We start from the raw sequence: 19,243 nt of genomic DNA on the forward strand, positions 1-19,243 counted from the left end.
GAGCCATCATGCAGGAGCAGCTGTTCTTCGAAGGCTTGCGCGCCCTGGCCGAAGCCGCCTTTCCCAAGCATTGCGCCTGCTGCGGGCGCGTCTTCGCCACGGCGGACGAGTTCATTTTGCAGACGCAGGCGATGCGCAAGGATGTCTCCGGGCTGAAGCAAAGTTTCGATGACAACAACGTCGCCATCGTCGAGGTCTACCGCAATTGCCTGTGCGGCTCGACCCTGATGGATTTCTTTTCGGACCGCCGCGACACTTCCGAGGCATCGCTGCAGCGGCGCCAGCTGTTTGAACGGCTATTGCCGCTATTGCAAGAAAAAGGCATGGAGCGGGCCGCGGCGCGCAACTATCTGCTGCAAGTCGTGCGCGGCCAGTTGCCATAACGGCGGTGCTTGCATATATGATGCCGCCTGCACACACAAACAGCGAAAGGCAGGCGGCGGAGAATGACAACGATCACTGGGCGATTGCAGGAAGCGGGCTTCGATGCGGCACAGGCCGCTGCCCTGGCGCAGGATATTGAACAGAAGAAATATGGTCCCTTGCTGCAGCAGTTGCTGCTGCGCGGCCTGTGGGCCGATGTCGTCGATGACAGCTTGCCGCGGCCCCAGTGGCTGGAACGCTGGCGCGCGCTGGGCGAGTCGGGCTTTCCCTTCATCAACGCCCCTGCCCTGCAGCGTCTGCTGGACGCGGGTGTCGACGTGCACGACCTGACGGACGTCGTGCGATCCGCGCAGGTGTTGACTATCTACAATATCGCCCAGCTGATCGACGAACCCTGCCGCGACCTGGGCTACGACCTGGAAGAAACGCCCGACCTGGCGCTGGCGGCCGTCGATGACGGCGGCGCCCTGCACCGTTACGGCAGCCTGCACGACGCGCTGGAAGAACTCGACCCGGCGGGCCGCCACGGCCAGCCCCGCACGCTGGAACTGCGCCAGTTCGGCGGCTTGCCGGCAGCGCAGCAGGAAGAACTCCGGGACTTGCTGGCGAAAAAAGCCTGGTCGCAGGCGGCCGTCCTGTGGAAGCGCGCCGTGGGCGGCGAGCTGGCGCACTGCCTGGCGGCTATGCGGCAGCTGGCGCCGCAGCTGTAGCAGCCTCTTACCAGTAGCCGAGCACCTTCCACCAGGTCGTGCCGACGACGGCAAAGATCAGCAGTTCCACCACGCACATGATGAAGCCAACCCGCCACCAGTTGCCCATCGTCACGAAGCCGCTGCCGAAGATGATGGGCGAGGTGCCCGTCGCATAGTGGGTCAGGGTCATCATGATGGCCGAGCCGGCCGTCATCATCAGCATGAACGGCACGTGGTATTCGGCCGGGATCAGGTGCAGGCCCACCGTCAGGAAGGCCAGCAGCATGGCGCTGATGTGGGCCGTCGTGCTGGCAAAGAAGTAATGCGAAAAGACAAACACCAGCACCAGGACACCGGCAATCGGCAGCCAGTCCATGCCGCTGGCAACAATCGCTGCCTTCATGCCGGCCGAAAACCAGGCGATCACGCCCGTCTTGTTCAATTGCTCCGCCATCATGACGAGCGCGCCGAACCACACGAGAGTATCCCAGGCGCTCTTTTCCGACAGCACGTCGTCCCAGTCGATGGTGCCCGTGATGATCAGCACGAACAAGCCGACAAAGGCGACCACCGTCGCATCGAGCGAAAACGCGGGGCCGAACAGCATGGCCGGTACGTTCGCCCACAGCAACAGCAACAGGCCGAAAGTGCCCAGCATGACTTTTTCCGACGGCGACAGCGGGCCCATGCCTTTCAGCTCCGCCTTGGCGTAGGTGACGGCGTCCGGTGTGGCCTTCAGCTCCGGCGGCGACAGCCAATAGATAATCAGGGGCATCACCAGCAGGCAGACCAGGCCCGGCAGCAGCATGCACAGGGCCCAGGTGGTCCACGTCAGGTGGAAACTCTGGCCGCTGGCCTTGGCCACGAAATCGACCACCAGCGGGTTGGGCGCCGTGGCCGTGAGGAACATGGCCGAGGTGATCGGGTTGGCGTGGTAGTTGACGAGGGCCAGATACGTGCCCACCTTCTTTTCCGTGCCCTTGGCCGGGTCCGAATCGAAGGCGTTGGCGATCGATTTCATGACGGGGTGGACGATGCCGCCGCCGCGTGCCGTGTTACTGGGCGTAAATGGCGCCAGCACCAGTTCGCAGATCGCCAGGCCATAGCCGATGCCCATGGTGCGCTTGCCCAGCAGCGAGATGAACAGCAGCCCGATGCGGCTGCCCAATCCCGTCTTCTTCAGCCCGCGCGATATCAGAATCGCCACGACGATCAGCCAGATCAATGGATTCGAGAAACTGCTGAGCGCATCCGTGATGGCGCCCTTGGACGAGGTCGACGTCACTTGTGACAAAGAAACAATGACGATGGCCATCATGGCCATCACGCCGATCGGCATGACTTTTAATATGATCGCCAGAATCGTGGTGAGGAAGATCGCCACCAGGCCCCAGGCCTTGGGCGTCAAGCCTTCTGGTGCCGGCAGCAATAGCATGCCAACAAGCAAGGCGGTGCAGATCAGGGCGGGAACGAGGCGGAATGGGACGGCTTCCTTGAAATGCAGGAACAGGTCGCGCACTGTTTTATACATCATGATTTCCTTTTGCTGGACAGGCATCCGGGCGGGCAATCGCGCCCGCACAGATTGTGATAATTCTTTTTAGCAACATCATACAAGCTCATACGCCAGTGCCCTGCTCCATTACGCCCGCACGCGCCTGGAAATTCCGGAATCGTTGACTTGAGCGCTATCACAGGAGAAGAAAATATTGCTGGCAAGTGACAATGGGTGACTTTTTTGTCAATTTTCCTCTGTATCGTTCCCCGTAGCTGCCGCCAGATGTGCCACCAGGATTACCAACCTTTTAAGGGGAAAACTTGATGAATAGCACGGAACAGTACTCGATCCACCCGTCCATCGGCATTGCCCGCGTGGGCAACAGCCATGATTCGTTTTACCTGGCGCCGGAGACGATCGGCGGGCTGCCGATCGAAGCGGACGGCAATAACGATCCCGTGCTGGCCAATGGCAAACCGGTCCACGTTGCCCAATTCAAGGATGCGGCCGGCCGCGTGCGGCGCCAGGCAGCCAGTTTCCGCATCTACAAGTCCGTGGCCGGACGTCCCGGCGAAAAAGTCCTGGTCGACCTGCAAGACCCGAGCATTGCCAAGATCGAGTGGACAGTGCACGTGGCCAACAAGAAGGCGGCCTGGTGGAACTTCATTCCCCTGCTGGGCGACTTGATGTTTGGCCCATACAACAGCTATGAAACCTGGGAAAATACGCCGCCCGCCTGGAACCTCACGCCCACGTCCTGGACCAATTTGCGCAACGGCGATGTCACGGACCCGGCGGCACGGCAAAAACTGATCGTCGATCCGGGACCGCGCACGCTCGACGCGCCGCTGGGCAAGGCCCATTTCGACAAGGATGGCGCCGGCGCGTACAAGCACGTGTCCTTCCCCGATCCGCAGGGGATCACGCAAGGCTATCCGGTGCGCACCCTGGGCGAAATGCGCACGGATTCGCGCGGCAACCTGCTGGTGATCGGCGCCTATGGCCGCGCCGGCGGCTCCGAAAGCATCACAGGCTTCGGCGGCGGCGATACGTGGAATGACGACGTGGGCGACGGCCCCGTCAGCGCGACCATCCATTTCAAGGATGGCAGCACGCCCGTCGTGCTCAAAGCCTGGGTGGTCATCGGTTCGCCGAAGTTCGCGCCCGAACTGGTGAATATTTCCACCTGGGATGATGTCGTGGCCGACATGGCCATCAAATACAAGAATGCGCTGCCCGAAGCCTACGACGCGGCCCGCTGGAGCGCCAGCGATGGCTGGAACCCCGACTATGTCGTCAATTACGCGCAGGATATCCAGCCATTTCTCGCAAGGATAGGCGATTACCAGTGGGTGGCGACGGTGCCGTCGATGACGGCCTTCATCCGCCCCGCCTTCGACGTGGCCGATGCCTCGGAAGCGAACCGGCCCCAGCGGGAAAAATTCCTCAGTTATTTCCGCAAGCCATCGGCCATCCGGCCCGGGACCAACGAACAGGTGCCGGGATTCACGGGAGGCCAGGGCGGACAATTGTTCAGCGCCGCCACCACGGACAATCCCGGCGCCGGCATTCCCCTGGTGCCCCTGAATTCGGGCAGCAATTCCGTGCGCAACAACGTCATCAGCAAGTTTTCGGTATTGACGGATACGCAATATTTTGCCTTGCAGCAATGGGCGGCCGGCAAATTCTCGCCGGAAGCGCCGGGCCTGGCCTTGCCGGGCATCGACCCGCTCGACCACGCGACCATCGGCAATTGCGTGGGCGAACCGATGTGCCCCGGCATCGAAGTGACGTGGAGCGTGCGCAATCCCGTCATCTATGAAAAACCGTACGCCATCCTGCACCGCGTGGATGCCGACTACGCGAAAAACGGCCTGTCGCCGGGCCGCGACGAGTGCGAACCGCTGGACTGGAACCATCCGACCGTCGGCACCGGCTGCGAACCGGGCGACCTGACCAAGCGCATGGCGATTCCATGGCAGGCCGATTTCTATGACTGCTCCGTGCAGATGATCAACTTCGACAATCCGGACATCGTCAAGAATCCCGACTCGCTCATTCCCGTGCCGCCCACCTACTACGCCTACTGGTGGCCGCCGCAAAGCCCGTGGAACGTGATCAACGGCGCCACCACCAAGGAAGAACAGGCGCTCGCCGGCGTGCCGGCCGGCATGCAGGTGATGTACAGCCGCGGCATGAACAGTTTTTCGCAGATGATCAGCTCCTGGCACTATCTGGGTTTCATCGTGAACCAGAACGAGGATGCCGAATCGGGCCGCCAATACCCGTACTTTGTGGAAAAGGAGCGCAATCACGCGAAATTCATGGCAGCCAGCGTCGGGGTCGGCAATGCCAGCAGTTTCGTCACGGGCGACGATGCCAACTACCTGCCCGCCTGGTTCCTCAAGGACGAGGATCCGCAGACGGCGCCCGAGAAGGCCTCGCAGCTGTTTGCCAGCGGCGGCGCGCAAGTGGCGCTGCATGACACGCCGAAGAAAATCATGCCGGCCAACCGGCGCCGGTTTTCCCATTGAGCATGCCGATGAGCGTGCCGTCATCGCGCGGCTATGACGTGGCCATTGTCGGCGGCGGTGCCGCCGGCACGGCCGCCGCCCTGACCCTGGCCCGCTACACGGGCTTGCGCATCGTCTTGCTGGAAAAGCAGCTGTTCGACGATTACCGGGCCGGCGAAACGGTCTCGTCGTCCATCTTCTCGATGCTCGATTTTCTGGGCGTGGGCCGCGACCTGCTGGACGGCGCCCAGCTGCCCGCGTTTTCCCATGCGGCCGCGTGGGGCAGCGCGGAACTGGTGTCGCGCGACGCCGTCTTCAGCAGCCATGGCCACGGCTTGCACCTGGACCGCCGGCAGTATGACGCCATCCTGCTGGAGCAGGCGCGCCAGGCCGGCGTGGAGCTGTTGCGCCCCGCGCAACTGGTGCAGCTGGAACACGGCGACCCGTGGCGTTTGCGCGTGACGGCCGGCGGGCAGGAAGTGGCCCTGACGGCCCGCTACCTGATCGATTGCAGCGGCAAGCAGGCGGCCATCGTGCGCCAGCGCAAGCGCCCCATCCACACGGAAGACTCGCTGGTGGCGCTGTACGCCTATTATCAGTTGCAAGAACCGCAATTCCTGCCGCACCGCACCCTGGTGGAAACGACGCAGCACGGCTGGTATTACGCGGCGCCCCTGCCCGGCGACCGCGTGGCGCTGGCCTTCATCACGGATGCCGACATCCTCAAGCGCCTGCGCCTGAAGGAAGCGGCGCCCTGGCGCGACGCCGCCATGCGCACGCAGCACGTGCGCGATATCGTGCCGCGCCTGCCCGCGCCGGGCGCCCTGCGCCACTACGCCATCCACAGCCGGGTGGCCTCGCTGCCCGCCGACGAGAACTGGACGGCGGCGGGCGACGCGGCCGCCTGCTTCGATCCGATCTCCTCGCTGGGCATCGGCCAGGCCATGGCGTCCGGCATCCATGCGGCGCGGGTGGCGGAAGCCTGCCTGGCGGGCGACCGCGGCATGGCGGCGGGCTACCGGCGCAGCATCTTCGCCTCGTTTGAAACCTATCTGCAGATGCGGCGCGGCTTCTACGGCGCCGAACAGCGCTGGCAGGAGGCGCCATTCTGGCAGCGCCGGGCCGCGTCCTGATGCCGCTGGCGAAAAACTGAGCCAGGTCAAGAGTCCGCATGTCCACCGCCCGTTTCCGGGCGAATTCCAGCCCGAAATTACCATCCGCACTATAATGTTGGCACCGTGTGCGGCAGCATTGGCGGCGATAGACGGTAACAATTTCGTGTGGAGGCCGGTACAATAGCGTCTGGGCCTACACAGGGTTTCACTTTTGCCAGCAGTTGCCAGCAACTAACCATTTTTTTGACCAGCCAACAAACACTATGAGTTCGATGAATGAAGAGCGCGTATTAAGCGTGCACCACTGGACGGATACCCTGTTCTCCTTTACCACCACGCGCGACCCGTCGCTGCGTTTCTCGAATGGCCATTTCACCATGATCGGCCTGCGCGTCGATGGCAAGCCATTGCTGCGCGCCTACAGTATCGCCAGCGCCAATTACGAAGACCACCTGGAATTTTTCAGCATCAAGGTGCCGGGCGGCCCATTGACGTCGCGTTTGCAACACTTGCAAGTGGGCGACACCGTCATCGTCGGCCGCAAGCCGACCGGTACCCTGGTCTCCGACTACCTGCTGCCAGGCAAGCGCCTGTACATGCTGTCGACGGGCACGGGCCTGGCCCCTTTCCTCAGCATCGTGCGCGATCCGGACATCTACGAGCGCTTCGACCAGCTGATCCTCGTGCACGGCGTGCGCCAGGTCGACGAGCTGGCTTACCACGACTTGCTGGAAGAGCACCTGCCGAAGCATGAGTTCCTGGGCGAAATGGTCAGCGACAAGCTGCGCTACTACCCGACCGTGACCCGCGAAGACTTCCGCAACATGGGCCGCATCACGGAACTGATCGAGAACGGCAAGCTGGCCGAAGACCTGGGCGTGCCGGCGCTGAACCCTGCCGAAGACCGCGTCATGATCTGCGGCAGCTCGGAGATGCTGCGCGACCTGAAAGAAATGCTGGAAGCACGTGGCTTCAAGGAAGGCAATACCTCGACGCCTGGCGACTTCGTGGTCGAGCGCGCATTCGCCGAGAAGTAATCCAAAGCAAATCCGCAGCAAATTCAGGGGCCCGGCCCCGCCGCTTCCCGCGGCGGGCCGGGCCTTTTCATTGCCGGCTCAGCGGGCCAGCGCAGCCCCGCGCTGATACTGCAAGCCATTCATGAAGCGCTGCACGGGCGTAAAGGCGCTGCTGAGGATATCGTCATGCGCCGCGTAATAGCGCGTTTCGATCTTCAGCAAGCCCAGCACGGTCGCATCAAGCTTGTCCGTCTGATACGGCCGGCTTTCCAGCGCGGCGCGCGCGGCCGTCGACTGCGGCGCTTGCTGGTTGTTCCAGATCAACATGGGAATTTCATAGCCGCTCTTGTCCGACGCGGAATGGCCCGCGTGATTGCGGCTGTAGCCCACCTCCTGCCCATGGTCGGAGACGAACAGCAGCGAGGCGGCGCGGCCGGTCTTGGCTTGCTCCGCCATGCGGATCAGGGTGCCCAGCACGTAATCGCCGTAGCGGATGGCGTTGTCGTACTCGTCGCGCTGGTTGCGTATCCAGCTGGACCTGCCCTGGCTGGCCATCTGCGCGCTGACGGCGTCATGCGCCCGGTCGAAATGGGCGAAGCGGCGGGGATAGCGCATGTCATAGCTGGGATGCGCGCCCAGCAGGTGCACGACGATGAGCTTTTTCGGCGCCGCGTCGCGCAGCGCATGGGCGAACGGCTGGAACAGGTTGCCGTCAAAATTGTTTTCGCCGCGGCCAGTGCCGTAATTGATGAAATCGCTTTCGTCGGCCTCGCCCGCCAGCAGCCCGATCCAGCCGTCGTTGCGCGTCTGGTTCGAGACCCAGAACGTCTTGTAGCCGGCCGCCTCGGCCAGCATCAGCAGATTCGGCTTGGCCATCCACGCATCGGGGTTGCCGATATCGGCCGGCGTGAGCATGGTCATCATCGATTCCACCGTGCTGGACGCGGGCGAAATCACGTCATTGAATACCAGCAGCTTAGCCCGCATGGCGTCGAGCTGGGGCGTGGTGGCGCGCGGGTAGCCATACAGCGACATCGAGGCGCGGTTGGTGCTCTCGCCGATCACCAGGATGACGGTGCGCGCCTCCTCGCCCGCATAGCGCACATTCCAGTCGCGCGGCGCGGCCATGGCCGCCGTCAGCGCGTGCTGCATCGATTTCATCGCATCCAGCTGCGCGCTGTACTGCTGGTAGCGCAGCGGCCAGAACAGGGCCGGATTTTCACGCCGCATGGTGGTGTTGACGTGCAACAGCACGAGAAACACGGCCATGCCGGCGGCAAAGGCTTTGTGCGGCAGGCCCGGCGCGCTGCTGGCGCGCGCGCCCTGCCAGCGCAGCAGCTGGCGGTCGGCCAGCAGCACGGCCGCCGTCACGAGCACGAACCAGCCGGCCGATTGCGCCAGGGCGACGCTGTTGTGCAGGAAGAATTCTCCCGTTTCCGCTTGATCTGTCGCAAACATGGCCTGTAAAACGGCATTGGGATTCGGCCGCATGCCAAAATAGCCACGCAAAAAGCCCTTGATGGCGGCATCGAGGTAAAACAGGGGCACGACGACGCGCACCAGCACGCTGATCGCGCCGGCGCCGGTATTGCCACGCCACGCGTGCAGCACGCCGCCCACGCCCAGCAGGAAGGCCGCCAGCAAGACGCTCAATTTCAGGCATTCGTTCGCGCTTAACTGATCGAAGAGGAAGAACAGCAACAGGCCAGCAATGCTGAACAGGACACGGCAAAACAGAATCAGCATGGAGGCGATAGAGAGTAAGCATTGAACAGGGGCAAGCCCGCGCGAACGGGCCAGCGATTGTAGCGTAGTCCCTTGCAACTTGTACCATCATTTCATGTGCGCTCCTGACAGAAATTGTCAGTGCTTTTCGTTATGCTTTCGTCACCAGCAGGCCAGCCAGCCTGTACCATTGATATCTCCACCTGCGACAGGACTTTTCATGACACGTGCCATCACCATACTGACCGAGAACTTTGCCGATTGGGAAACCGCCCTGATCAACTCCACGGCGCGCCTGTACTACGGCTTCTACACGCAGTTCGCCACGCCGGGCGGCTTGCCCGTCACCTCGTCCGGCGGCATGCTGGTCACGCCGCAACTGGCGCTGGAAGCCATTTCACTCGAGGAACTCGATTTGCTGATGGTGTGCGGCGGCAGCCACTGGCAAAGCGGCAAGGCGCCCGACCTGGGCCCCCTGCTGCGCGCGGCGCGCGACAAGGGCGTGGTGCTGGCCGGTATCTGCGACGGCACGCGCGTGCTGGCGCAGGCGGGCGTGCTCGACACCGTGCGCCATACGTCCAACAGTGCGGACAACCTGACCGATACCGGCTATGCGGGCGCCGCCCTGTACCAGGACGTACCGTGGGCCGTGGCCGACCAGCGCGTCGTCACGGCACCGGGCACGGCGCCCGTCACCTTCACCAAGGAAGTCTTGCGCGCCCTGGGCATTCACGACGACAACCTGACGGCCTACCTGGCCATGCACGGCGCCGAGCACGGCCAGGCCGCGGCAGCGCGCTAATCGGCGGCCAGCACGCGCAAACGCGCCACGGCGTGCGTGTTGCCCGGGTCCAGCTCCAGCGAACGCCGGTAATGCGTGACGGCCAGCGCCGTGGCGCCATCGGCCTCGTACGCTTCGGCCAGGCTGTCGTGGCCATTCGCCCCTTGCGGGTACAGCTGCACGCCCAGCTGGAAGACGGCGACCGCCTGTTTCGGCTGTTGCCGGCCCAGCAGGCGGTAGCCCCAGGCATTCAGGTCGCCTTCGGCGGGTTCAGGCAATCCATGCTGGCGCCGGATGGCGGCCAGTTTCTGTTCCAGCCCTTCAAAGCCCGTGCTGGCCGCCTTGTTGCGCAATAAATGCGCGGCATACGCGCCGCCGCGCTGCTGGCGCAGGGCGGGAAGGTAAAAGCCGGCGACGGTGTCGATCAGCTGCTCCGGCTGGCCGCCGGCCAGGTTGCTGAGGATAATGACGGCCAGGCCATCGTCGGGATACACATAGAAGGCCGAGCGGCCGCCGCCGATGCCGGCCACGGCGCGGTGGCCATCGCGGCCGATGGTGGGCCAGCCCAGCGCCCACGGCGCGGGCTTGCCGTCGTTCAAGCTGGTCGGCTGCCACAGCCGTTCCACTGTGGCGGGCGCCAGCAAGCGTCCCGACTGCAGCGCGATGAGCCAGTTGACCAGTTCGCCCGCATTGCTGTTGATGCCGGCCCCGGCGCGCATGAAGACGGGAAAGTCCTCGATCACGTTGCGGTAACCGTTGCCGCCCCGGTCCAGCACGTAGGAACTGGCCTTGCCCACGACCACGTCCTTCGCGTCGCCAAAGCCGCTGTGCGGCATGCCGGCCACGTCGAACTGCCGGCGCTGGATGAAGCTGGTAAAGGGCTGGCCGCTCTGGCGCTCGATCAATTGCGCCAGCAACACGTAATTGGTCTGGTTGTAGCGGTAGCGCTGGCCTGGCGGGGCTTCCACGGCCAGCGCCTGCACGGCCGTCCACGCCGCAGCGGCATCGTCCGGTTGCGGCCCCACCAGCTTGCCGCTGCGCTGGTCCAGCACGTCGGGCAAGCCCGAGGTATGGTTGAGCAATTGAGTTACCGTCACGGCTTGCCAGGCTACAGGCAGCCCCGTCAGGTACTGGCCGATGGGCGCGGCCAGGTCGATCTTGCCCTCTTGCACCAGCTGCATCACGGCCACGCCCGCAAACGCCTTGGTGGCCGAATTGATGGAAAACAGGCTGGCATCCGTCACCGGCACCTGGTATTGCAGGCTGGCCAGGCCGAAATTGCGCTTCAGCACGACCTTGCCACCCTGGATCACGGCCAGTTGCAGCCCGGGAATCTGGCGCTCCTGCATTTCGCTGCGCACAAAGGCGGCAATTTCCTGTTCCGCGCGCGATGCCTGCGATGGGTTGGCGGGGGCGGCAATGGCGATCGAGGTGAAGGGAGCTGCCACGGCGGCAAGCGCCATGACGAGCAGGACGGACGGGAGGCGTGGCTTCAAGATGCGGCTTTCGACAGTTGAAAACGGAAGCGCAGCATCCCATACCTATTTGTCAACGTCAACGACAATCTTGCCGACTAGAAAGTTACTCTTCCAGCCACACATCTTCATACCCTTGCCGGTCGAGGATGAACTTGGCGCCGCTGGGCAAGGCCAGGTAATCGACCACTTGCGGCAGCATCTCGTGCAGGTGTTCCGCGTGCAGGGGCTGGTAAAAGCCGCTGGCATCGTCGTGTTCGCCGCAGTGGATGAACCAGCTGATGGTGCCGTTTTCCGGCAGCACGATGCGCGTGCCATAGATGGGCGATTGTTCGAGGCTGCCGATGGCCAGGGCCACCATGGCTTCCGGCGCCTGGGCGGGCATGCCGTATTTGTCGCAGATGCGCTGCTGGTCTTCGTTGATCTGTTCGTTCATCAGCTCGTTCATGGCGTCCTCAGGATCCGATGTATTTGTAAGTCAGCCGCAATGCGCCGTCGTGGCCCGCCACTTCCAGGTGCAAGATCGCTTCGCCCGGCTTGCCGTCGGCCAGCAGCAGGCATTCCAGGCCCAGCGGGCCGGCGTCGGTGGCGTACACGTCGACGGGCGGACGGCCGCCCTTGCCTGGCACAAAGGCTTGCGCCAGGGGCGCCAGCGACAGGCGCTGCTGCGCGGCAAAATAACTGTCCAGCATGTCGCAGATTTCCCCGGCCAGCGCCGGCGACATGGCCCACTCGCGTTGCAGCGCAACAGGATCGCGTAAATCGAGGGTCCCGACGAACGCGGTGGCCAGCGCATGCGCCTGCCGCCGCTGGCTGTCGCTCACTGCTGCTGCCATGGCCTGCCTCCCTTGCGAAAAGGCGACATTATAGTGCGTGATGTGCCGCATGCGCGTCCGGCTTGCCGATATCGAGCGCCTACACGCCGCGCCATACTGCGGCGCAATAATATCGCCCCCTGCGCATTTAAATCACTGCCATTATTATCGATGGCACGGAAATAATAAACACGGCCGCGTGATATTTGGTGAGTATTGCGTGAATATCAGCGCCCGTACGATTCAATTTCAAGTTGACGCCTATTTATTCCGGCGCTAATATCGGATGGCCATATACCATGGCATACAGCGCAAGCAGTACTTAACCATCACAAGAGGATAGTACAATGCAAAAACAGAACCAACCAAAATTGTTCGCGTTTAAACTGGCTGAAAAACAGGTAGAAAAACAAACGGCGCCCGCCACTGCCTGGAAAGTGCGCGACGGCGTCGCCGTGGCCGGCTGCACGGCCGTCGGCACCAATGACCAATACCGCGATTCCTCGCGCTTCCAGCCGAACGATGGCGGCCAGTACTGCTGATCACGGCATCGCGGCATCGCGGCATAACCTCGCCGCAGGCGGGGTTATATTGAATTCCCTTCCGGGTCCCTTTTGATTCGTCTGCCGGGCGTGCGGAGCAGTGCATGCTTGCGCGGAGTGCAGCGGCATTCGATCAGGCGAATACGCACGATTCACCTCACCTCGCCTGGCCAACAAGCGGTGCTGCCGCTTTTTCCTGCCCGACATATTAATATCAGGCTATTTCAACCATATATGATTCATGGGTTGACGCATTATTTTTTTAAACTTAATATTTAAAAGCCGAATCACCGGCAAATGACAAAGCAGTACTTAACCATTACAAAAGGATAGTACGATGCAAAATCAAACCAAGCTGTTCGCTTTCAAACTGGCGGAAAAAGAAGTCAAAAAAGAAGACAAGCAGCCATGGCAGGTGCGCGACGGTGTCGCCACGGCAGGCTGCACCTATTATGGCGACCCTGAAGATTACAACCTGCGTGATAGTTCGCGTTTCGCGCCCAACGATACCGGCATCTATTGCTGACCTTCGCCGCGCCATCAATACGGCGCTGAGCGGAGTTTTCATACCATCCCATATATTCAAATTGGCGCCAATTGCAGCCCGGCTTGCCGTGCGCTCGCAATGAATACGCGGGATATAACCCTCACAATAGGACAGAATCATGCACAAGCAAAAAGAAACCAGGCTGTTCGCCTTCAAACTGGCGGAAAAGAAGGAACAGGAAAAACCTGTCCGTCCCGCGCCCTGGAAAGTACGCGACGGCGTCGCCGTGGCCGGCTGCACGGCCGTCGACAGCGACGAGCAATACCGCTATTCGCGTATGGGTTCCAGTGACGGCGGAGAGTTTTGCTGATACTAACGGCCAGCTGAAAGCCTTGCCATGGCAAGGCTTTTTATTTTCTTTCGCCGCAGGGCCCTGAATGCATAAACAGATTTTAATTGTCAGCCATAGCGGCGACCTGCACGCCGACCTGGTCGCATCGATTCTTGCCGACCGCGGCCACGCCCCCATGCGCATCGATCTCGACGCCTTTCCCCGCGATTACCAGCTATGCCAGCGCCTGCTGGGCGGCCAGGCCAGCGCGCGGCTGCGCCGCCTGCCCGACGGCGACTGGCTGGACCTGCGCCAGGTAGGCGCCGTCTGGCTGCGCAAGGCGGCCGAATACGCGTATGCCAGCGGCGACCTGACACAGCAAGAGCGCGCCTACGCGCGGCTGGAAACGGAACAGGCCATCTTCAGCGTGCTGTACACGCTCGATTGCTACTGGCTCAGCCATCCGCTGGCCCTGCGCGGCGCGCAATGGAAGGGCGAACAGCTGGAACGGGCCGCGCGCATGGGCTTTCGCGTGCCCGCCACCCTGATCAGCAACGTGCCCGACGACGTGCGCGCTTTCCGCGCCGCCGTCGGCGGACCCATCATTTTCAAGAGCATGTCCACGCCCACCCTGGCGGCCGAAACGGTCGAGGATGCAGACAGAGTCAGCGGCGGCATCGGCACCACCGTCGTCGACGACGCCATGCTCGACAGCCTGGACGCCGTCAGTGAGCTGAGCTGCCAGTTCCAGGAATATATCGCCAAACAATACGAACTACGGATCACCGTGATCGGCAAGCAGCTGTTTGCCGCCCGCCTGTATTCGCAGGACGATGCGCGCACGGCCATCGATTCGCGCGACATGTCGGCGCCCATCCGCTATGAGGCGGCCACCTTGCCGGACGACATACATCAGCGCTGCCTCGCTTTCGTGCACAGCTATGGTCTCGAGTATGGCGCGCTGGACCTGATCGTCACGCCCGAGGGCGAATATGTTTTCCTGGAAAACAATCCTGTCGGGCAATTTTTATATGTGCAACAACTGGTGCCCGCCCTGCCCCTGCTGGAAAGCGTGGCAGACAAACTGATCGAAGGAGCGCTATGCCGCAGCCAGACCTGAACTTGCTGCCGGCGCAGCTGCGCGCACTGGAGCAGGCGCGCGACAGCCGCGCCATCGTCCTGGCCGCTTCGCACCTGGACATGGAACTGCTGCCCGCCCTGTATGAGTTGTGCCAGGGCATCGGCCCCGTGGCGCGCCTCGACGTGGTGCTGCACGGACGGGGCGGCATCGTCAACGCGGCGCGCCGCATCGCCCTGCTGCTGCGCCAGCATGCGCGCCACCTGAGCTTTATCGTGCCCTTCCACTGCCAGTCGGCCGCCACCCTGCTGGCCCTGGGCGCCGACGAAATCATCGCCGGCGACCTGGCCCTGTTCTCGCCCATCGACCCGCAGCTCGACGGCGTGGACGGCGGCGCCTTTTCCAGCCTGGACATCAAGGTCTTCGGCGACATGGCGCAGCAGTGGTTCGGCGTGGATGCCGGCGAAGCGCGCCAGCAATCCTTGTCCCTGCTGTGCGGTAGCATCTTCCCGCCGTCCCTGACGGCCTTTTACCGCACCACGCTGGAACTGGCGCAGATCGGCGAGGAATTGCTGGCGTGGCAATTGCCCGATGCCACGCAAGAGGCGCGGCGCGCCATCGTCGCCCAGCTGGTCACAGGTTATCACTCGCATAACTATGCGCTGACGCGCGAAGAGCTGGCCGGCCTGGGCCTGAACATGACACGCGATGCCCAGGCTGAACGGCTGGGCTGGGCCATCTCGACCCAGTTGCAGGCGCACATAGGCGGCGCCCTGCGTAGCGCGCCCGACGAGCCGTGGAATGACGCCCTGCTCGCCTCGCGCGACGGCGTGCAGCTGCGGCGCCAGCGTCCGGGCGGCTTCGCGCCCGTGTGGCGCATGGCAGCGGAGCCAGCATGCTGACGCCGCTTTTGGCGCCGGCCCTGGCGGCCTTGCTGTCCGCTACGGCACGCAATTGCATCGCCCTGTTGCTGCTGACGGCCGGCGTGGGCAAGCTGCGCGGCTACGCGGACTTTCGCGGCAACCTGTCCACCTCGTTCGGCTTGCCGCCCGCCGCCGCCGCCCTTGCCGCGCCCGCCCTGGTGGCGGTCGAACTGCTGCTGGCCGGCTGGCTGCTGACCGGCGGCACCGACGCGCCCATGCTGCTGGCGCTCATGCTGCTGGGCCTACTCACGGCCGTCCTGGCCTACCGCTATTTCACGCTCAGCGTGGTGCGCTGCAGCTGCTTCGGCGAGGCGGCGCGGCCCGTGTCGCACTACGACCTGCTGCGCAATGCGCTGGTGCTCGCCATCAACGGCGCCTACTTTGCGCTGGCGCCAGAGGCGGCCCTGCCCGTGGCCACCAGCGTGCTGGCCGCCGGCTTGGCGTCCATCGTCTGCGTGGCCGCCATTTCCCTGCACGACATCGCCACTGTGGCAAGGGCGCACTGATGGATGACACGACCCTGCAACTGGTGCTGGCGGCGCTGGCGTTTGCCCTCGCCGGCAATGTCTGGCTGAGCCTGGCCGTGCTGCGCGCCAGCCGCCGCGAACGCATCGTGCCCGCGGCGCTGGCGCCGGGCGAGCCCCTGCCCGCCGTGCCAGCCCGCGCGCTGGCTGGCGGCGCGCCTTTTCAGCCGGGCGCCGGCGGCCAGGCGGCCGTGCTGCTGTTCCTCGCCAGCCGCTGCCCGAAATGCGCGGAAAAGCTGGCCGGCATCGAACGGCTGCTGCCGCTGGCGCGGGATGCGGGCCTGGCCGTGTGGCTGCTCAGCGAGGAAGCGCCGCGCCGCCTGCGCGCCTTCCTGCCCGACGGCCCCTTGCGGGCGGCGGCGGCACGCGTCAGCCTGCGCGACTACCGGCGCCTGAATCCGCTGATGAGCTCTCCATCCTATCTTTTTGTCAACCATGAGGGCATGCTCGAGGCGAGCGGCCTGATCGGCGACGAAGACTGGCTGGCCCTGGCGCAGCAGCTGGAACAGGAAGCACGCCCCGAGGAGCAGGCGGCATGAATGCCGCTCCCCACCTGGAACGCCTGCGCCTGCTGTACCCCGTGCGCTGGCGCATCGCCGCCGGCCTGCTGTGCATGGCACTTACCGTGGGCGCGCAGCTGGCCTTTCCGCAAGCCATCGCGTATTTCATCGACCACGTGGCGGAACTGACCCGGCGCGGCGTCACGCCGGGCATGGCGGCCGCCATGCTGGCCTTCAGCGTGCTGTATGCGCTGGCCTCGGCCGCCCGCTTCTACCTGCTGCAGTCGAGCGGCCACATGGTCGTCATGGGCGTGCGCCGGCGCCTGTTCGACGTGGTGATCAACCAGCCCATCGCCTTCTTCGACAAGCACCATGGCGGCGAGCTGAACAGTCGGCTCACGTCCGACGTGTCGGCCCTGCATGAAAGCCTGACCATCGGCGCGGCCAATGCCTTGCGCTCGCTGTGCGTGTTTTTGGGCGGCATCGCCATGCTGCTGCAGCTGTCACCCATGCTGAGCCTGCCGCTGGCCCTGTTCATTCCCATCAGCCTGTATTTCGGTAAGTTGTCTGGCAGCAACTACCGGTTGCGCGCGCGGGCCATTTCCGCCAGCCTGGCCGCCAGCGGCAAGGTGGCGCAGGAATATTTTGCCCATGCGCGCCTGGTGCAGGCGTTCAACCAGCAAGGCGGCGCCATGGCCCGCTATGCGCAAGCCATGCGGCAACTGCTGGAGGTGTCGCTGGCCGGCACGCGGCTGCTGGCCGTGTTCCAGGGCGCGCAGGGGCTGCTCGCCTTCGTGGCCCTGCTGACCACCCTGTGCTTCGGCGGCCATCTGATCGGCCAGGGCCAGCTGACGGTGGGCCAGCTGACGGCCTTCGTCATCTATGCCAGCATGGTGACGGACACGGCCGGCTCCATCAGCGAATTCTGGAACACCTGGATGCGCACCATGGGCTCGACCGACCGCATCTTCGAGATCCTGCGCAGCCACCGTCCCGTGCCCGAGGCGGCGCCGCAGCCGCCGCTGGCCGGCCATATCACGCTGCGCGATGTGCGCTTTTCCTACCCGGAACGGATGCAGGCGACGGCCCTCGACGGCGTCAGCCTGTCCATCCGGGCCGGGGAAAAGATCGCGCTGGTGGGCGCCTCGGGCGCGGGCAAGTCCACCATCGCCAGCCTGGTGCTGGGCCACTACCAGCCAGGGGCCGGCAGCCTGCTGTTCGACGGCATCGATGCGCGCGTGCTGGGCCTGGCGCAGCTGCGGCGCCAGATGGCCGTGGTGGAGCAGGAACCGGCCCTGTTTTCCGGCAGCATCGCGGACAATATCGCCTTTGCCGTGCCGGACCGCCAGGTGACGCGCGACGAAATGCTGGCGGCGGCGCGCCTGGCGCACGCGCACGACTTCATCGAGGCGTTTCCGGATGGCTACGACACCGTGGTGGGCGAACGGGGCGTGCAATTGTCCGGCGGACAGAAGCAGCGTATCGCGATTGCCCGCGCCATCCTGCGCACGCCGAAAATCCTGATTCTAGACGAAGCCACCAGCGCGCTCGACGCGGCCAGCGAACAGCTGGTGCAGCGCGCGCTCGATACGCTGATGCAAGGGCGCACCACCATCATCATCGCCCACCGCTTTTCCACCATCGTCAAGGCCGACCGCATCATCGTCATGGACAAGGGCCGGATTTGCCAGCAAGGCACGCACGCCGAGCTGCTGCGCGCGGGCGGCCAGTATGCGCGGCTGATGCAGCAGCAACTGTCGCAATTCCAGCAGTTGCATGACAGTACGGCAACCCTGTAGAGTGGGCACGATGAAAAAAACCTACCATGGCAGCTGCCACTGCGGCGCCGTGCGCTTTGCGGCCGAGATCGACCTGGCGGCCCCCAGCCTGCGCTGCAACTGCTCCTATTGCCTGAAGATCCGCTGCTGGGCCAGCCAGGTGCCGCCAGCGGCCTTCCGCCTGCTGGCCGGTGAAGGGGATTTGAGCGTATACCGCTTCGGCGCCGGCCGCGAACGCCACTATTTTTGCCGCCACTGCGGCGTACGGCCGTTCGGCTACGGCGATTCGCCCCGCAGCGGCCCGTTTGTCGGCATCGGCGTGAACTGCCTCGACGATGCGGCGGTGGCCGAGCTGGCCCGGGCGCCCGTCACCTTTGTCGATGGCTGGCATGACGACTGGGACACGCCGCCGCAGGAAACGCGACATCTGTAATCATGAAATTAAGAAATGGTTGTCAGCGACCACAGAGTTTTCCTACGTGGCGACAGGAAGTGTCCCTATGGTGAAGCCAGCGACAGGCCGGGAGAATGGCCTCAACGGTGCAAGGCAGCACCGGATGTCAGGCAGGAACATCCGTGACGGGATGACCACCCATAGCGTATCAACCATAGAGGAAACCACCATGACTTCGAACAGCAACGACAAAACCGGTAGCCAATCGGACAAGCAGCAATCGGGCAGCCAGCAGTCGGACAAGCAATCGGGCAGCCGCCAGTCGTCCGGCGGCACCCAGGGCGGGACGCACGAGCAGCATGTGGAAGCGGGCCGCCAAAGCCACAAGAATGACGCCGACAAGCAATCGGGCTCGCAAGGTTCGCAGCAGTCGGGCCAGCAATCGGGCCAGGGCAAGAGCGGCAGCGGCAGCCAGCAATCGGGCTCCGGCTCCGGCATGCGCGGCGGCACGCATGAGCAGCACGTGGAAGCGGGACGTCAAAGCCACAAGAATGACGACAAATCCTGATTCCCGGGCAGTGTGATTGCCGGCAAGTCAGCCGGCCATCCGTAGCAGCATGGACGGTGCGGCATGGCCGTGCCGCTCCATGGCTATCCTGCGGACGCCCCGCC

At 64.0% G+C, this 19,243-nt stretch carries 21 protein-coding genes; 16 read left to right on the forward strand and 5 right to left on the reverse strand.

What is annotated here, in order from left to right; genetic code table 11:
• The first annotated feature begins 8 nt into the window (after positions 1–8).
• Together AC1RJW_RS17845 and AC1RJW_RS17850 are read left to right on the forward strand one after the other, a co-directional pair.
• On the forward strand, positions 9–383 hold the full coding sequence (locus tag AC1RJW_RS17845) for a hypothetical protein (protein ID WP_493046168.1): 375 nt from the start codon (positions 9–11) through the stop codon (positions 381–383).
• A gap of 63 nt (positions 384–446) precedes the next feature.
• Positions 447–1,094, forward strand: coding sequence for a hypothetical protein (locus AC1RJW_RS17850; RefSeq protein ID WP_493046169.1), 648 nt, complete (start codon positions 447–449; stop codon positions 1,092–1,094).
• A 7-nt stretch (positions 1,095–1,101) separates the two neighbouring features.
• Here the strand turns inward: AC1RJW_RS17850 and AC1RJW_RS17855 are convergent, their stop codons facing one another.
• On the reverse strand, positions 1,102–2,607 hold the full coding sequence (locus tag AC1RJW_RS17855) for an anion permease (RefSeq protein ID WP_493046500.1): 1,506 nt from the start codon (positions 2,605–2,607) through the stop codon (positions 1,102–1,104).
• 290 nt (positions 2,608–2,897) lie between these two features.
• Between AC1RJW_RS17855 and lodA the strand changes: the two genes are divergently transcribed.
• From lodA to AC1RJW_RS17870, 3 genes are all read left to right on the forward strand, one after another.
• The gene (gene lodA, locus AC1RJW_RS17860) at positions 2,898–5,108 is read left to right on the forward strand and encodes a CTQ-dependent lysine 6-oxidase LodA (protein ID WP_493046170.1); all 2,211 of its coding nucleotides are present in this window, start codon (positions 2,898–2,900) and stop codon (positions 5,106–5,108) included.
• An 8-nt stretch (positions 5,109–5,116) separates the two neighbouring features.
• Positions 5,117–6,220, forward strand: coding sequence for a tryptophan 7-halogenase (locus AC1RJW_RS17865; protein WP_493046171.1), 1,104 nt, complete (start codon positions 5,117–5,119; stop codon positions 6,218–6,220).
• 245 nt (positions 6,221–6,465) lie between these two features.
• Entirely contained in the window at positions 6,466–7,239 is a 774-nt protein-coding gene (locus AC1RJW_RS17870) for a ferredoxin--NADP reductase (RefSeq protein WP_058051074.1), read from the forward strand.
• Between the two features lie 78 nt (positions 7,240–7,317).
• Here the strand turns inward: AC1RJW_RS17870 and AC1RJW_RS17875 are convergent, their stop codons facing one another.
• Entirely contained in the window at positions 7,318–8,964 is a 1,647-nt protein-coding gene (locus AC1RJW_RS17875) for a phosphoethanolamine transferase (RefSeq protein ID WP_493046172.1), read from the reverse strand.
• 199 nt (positions 8,965–9,163) lie between these two features.
• On the opposite strand from AC1RJW_RS17875, the gene AC1RJW_RS17880 reads away from it, so the two are divergent.
• Positions 9,164–9,745 (forward strand): type 1 glutamine amidotransferase family protein, encoded by a 582-nt coding sequence (locus AC1RJW_RS17880; protein ID WP_493046173.1) that lies wholly within the window; start codon positions 9,164–9,166, stop codon positions 9,743–9,745.
• On the opposite strand, the gene AC1RJW_RS17885 is transcribed toward AC1RJW_RS17880, so the two are convergent.
• The 3 genes from AC1RJW_RS17885 to AC1RJW_RS17895 all read right to left on the reverse strand — a co-directional run bounded on the left by AC1RJW_RS17885 (position 9,742) and on the right by AC1RJW_RS17895 (position 12,035).
• On the reverse strand, positions 9,742–11,220 hold the full coding sequence (locus tag AC1RJW_RS17885; RefSeq protein WP_493046174.1) for a serine hydrolase domain-containing protein: 1,479 nt from the start codon (positions 11,218–11,220) through the stop codon (positions 9,742–9,744). The two genes, AC1RJW_RS17880 and AC1RJW_RS17885, sit on opposite strands and share 4 nt — an antisense overlap.
• Before the next feature lie 85 nt (positions 11,221–11,305).
• Positions 11,306–11,647 carry an immunity protein Imm33 domain-containing protein gene (locus AC1RJW_RS17890; RefSeq protein ID WP_493046175.1) on the reverse strand — a complete coding sequence of 114 codons (342 nt, stop codon included), beginning with the start codon at positions 11,645–11,647 and terminating at the stop codon, positions 11,306–11,308.
• A 7-nt stretch (positions 11,648–11,654) separates the two neighbouring features.
• Positions 11,655–12,035 (reverse strand): hypothetical protein, encoded by a 381-nt coding sequence (locus tag AC1RJW_RS17895; protein ID WP_493046176.1) that lies wholly within the window; start codon positions 12,033–12,035, stop codon positions 11,655–11,657.
• 326 nt (positions 12,036–12,361) lie between these two features.
• On the opposite strand from AC1RJW_RS17895, the gene AC1RJW_RS17900 reads away from it, so the two are divergent.
• From AC1RJW_RS17900 to AC1RJW_RS17945, 10 genes are all read left to right on the forward strand, one after another.
• Entirely contained in the window at positions 12,362–12,556 is a 195-nt protein-coding gene (locus AC1RJW_RS17900) for a hypothetical protein (RefSeq protein ID WP_493046177.1), read from the forward strand.
• A 337-nt stretch (positions 12,557–12,893) separates the two neighbouring features.
• Positions 12,894–13,082: a hypothetical protein gene (locus AC1RJW_RS17905; protein ID WP_493046178.1), complete on the forward strand. Its 189-nt coding sequence runs from the start codon at positions 12,894–12,896 to the stop codon at positions 13,080–13,082.
• 139 nt (positions 13,083–13,221) lie between these two features.
• Positions 13,222–13,413: a hypothetical protein gene (locus AC1RJW_RS17910; protein ID WP_493046179.1), complete on the forward strand. Its 192-nt coding sequence runs from the start codon at positions 13,222–13,224 to the stop codon at positions 13,411–13,413.
• Positions 13,414–13,480: 67 nt separating this feature from the next.
• Positions 13,481–14,494: an ATP-grasp domain-containing protein gene (locus AC1RJW_RS17915; RefSeq protein ID WP_493046180.1), complete on the forward strand. Its 1,014-nt coding sequence runs from the start codon at positions 13,481–13,483 to the stop codon at positions 14,492–14,494.
• Positions 14,476–15,354 (forward strand): SDH family Clp fold serine proteinase, encoded by an 879-nt coding sequence (locus tag AC1RJW_RS17920; protein ID WP_493046181.1) that lies wholly within the window; start codon positions 14,476–14,478, stop codon positions 15,352–15,354. Before AC1RJW_RS17915 ends, AC1RJW_RS17920 begins: the two co-directional genes overlap by 19 nt.
• A complete protein-coding gene (locus tag AC1RJW_RS17925; protein ID WP_493046182.1) occupies positions 15,348–15,881 on the forward strand; it encodes a MauE/DoxX family redox-associated membrane protein in 534 nt (177 codons plus the stop codon). The genes AC1RJW_RS17920 and AC1RJW_RS17925 overlap by 7 nt, the downstream gene beginning before the upstream one ends.
• A complete protein-coding gene (locus AC1RJW_RS17930) occupies positions 15,881–16,438 on the forward strand; it encodes a hypothetical protein (RefSeq protein WP_493046183.1) in 558 nt (185 codons plus the stop codon). Before AC1RJW_RS17925 ends, AC1RJW_RS17930 begins: the two co-directional genes overlap by 1 nt.
• Positions 16,435–18,198 (forward strand): ABC transporter ATP-binding protein, encoded by a 1,764-nt coding sequence (locus AC1RJW_RS17935; RefSeq protein WP_493046184.1) that lies wholly within the window; start codon positions 16,435–16,437, stop codon positions 18,196–18,198. The genes AC1RJW_RS17930 and AC1RJW_RS17935 overlap by 4 nt, the downstream gene beginning before the upstream one ends.
• A gap of 10 nt (positions 18,199–18,208) precedes the next feature.
• Positions 18,209–18,610 carry a GFA family protein gene (locus AC1RJW_RS17940; protein WP_493046185.1) on the forward strand — a complete coding sequence of 134 codons (402 nt, stop codon included), beginning with the start codon at positions 18,209–18,211 and terminating at the stop codon, positions 18,608–18,610.
• A 190-nt stretch (positions 18,611–18,800) separates the two neighbouring features.
• Positions 18,801–19,139 carry a hypothetical protein gene (locus tag AC1RJW_RS17945; RefSeq protein WP_493046186.1) on the forward strand — a complete coding sequence of 113 codons (339 nt, stop codon included), beginning with the start codon at positions 18,801–18,803 and terminating at the stop codon, positions 19,137–19,139.
• The last annotated feature ends 104 nt before the right edge of the window (positions 19,140–19,243 follow it).

This window comes from Janthinobacterium sp. GW822-FHT07A03, assembly GCF_058798815.1.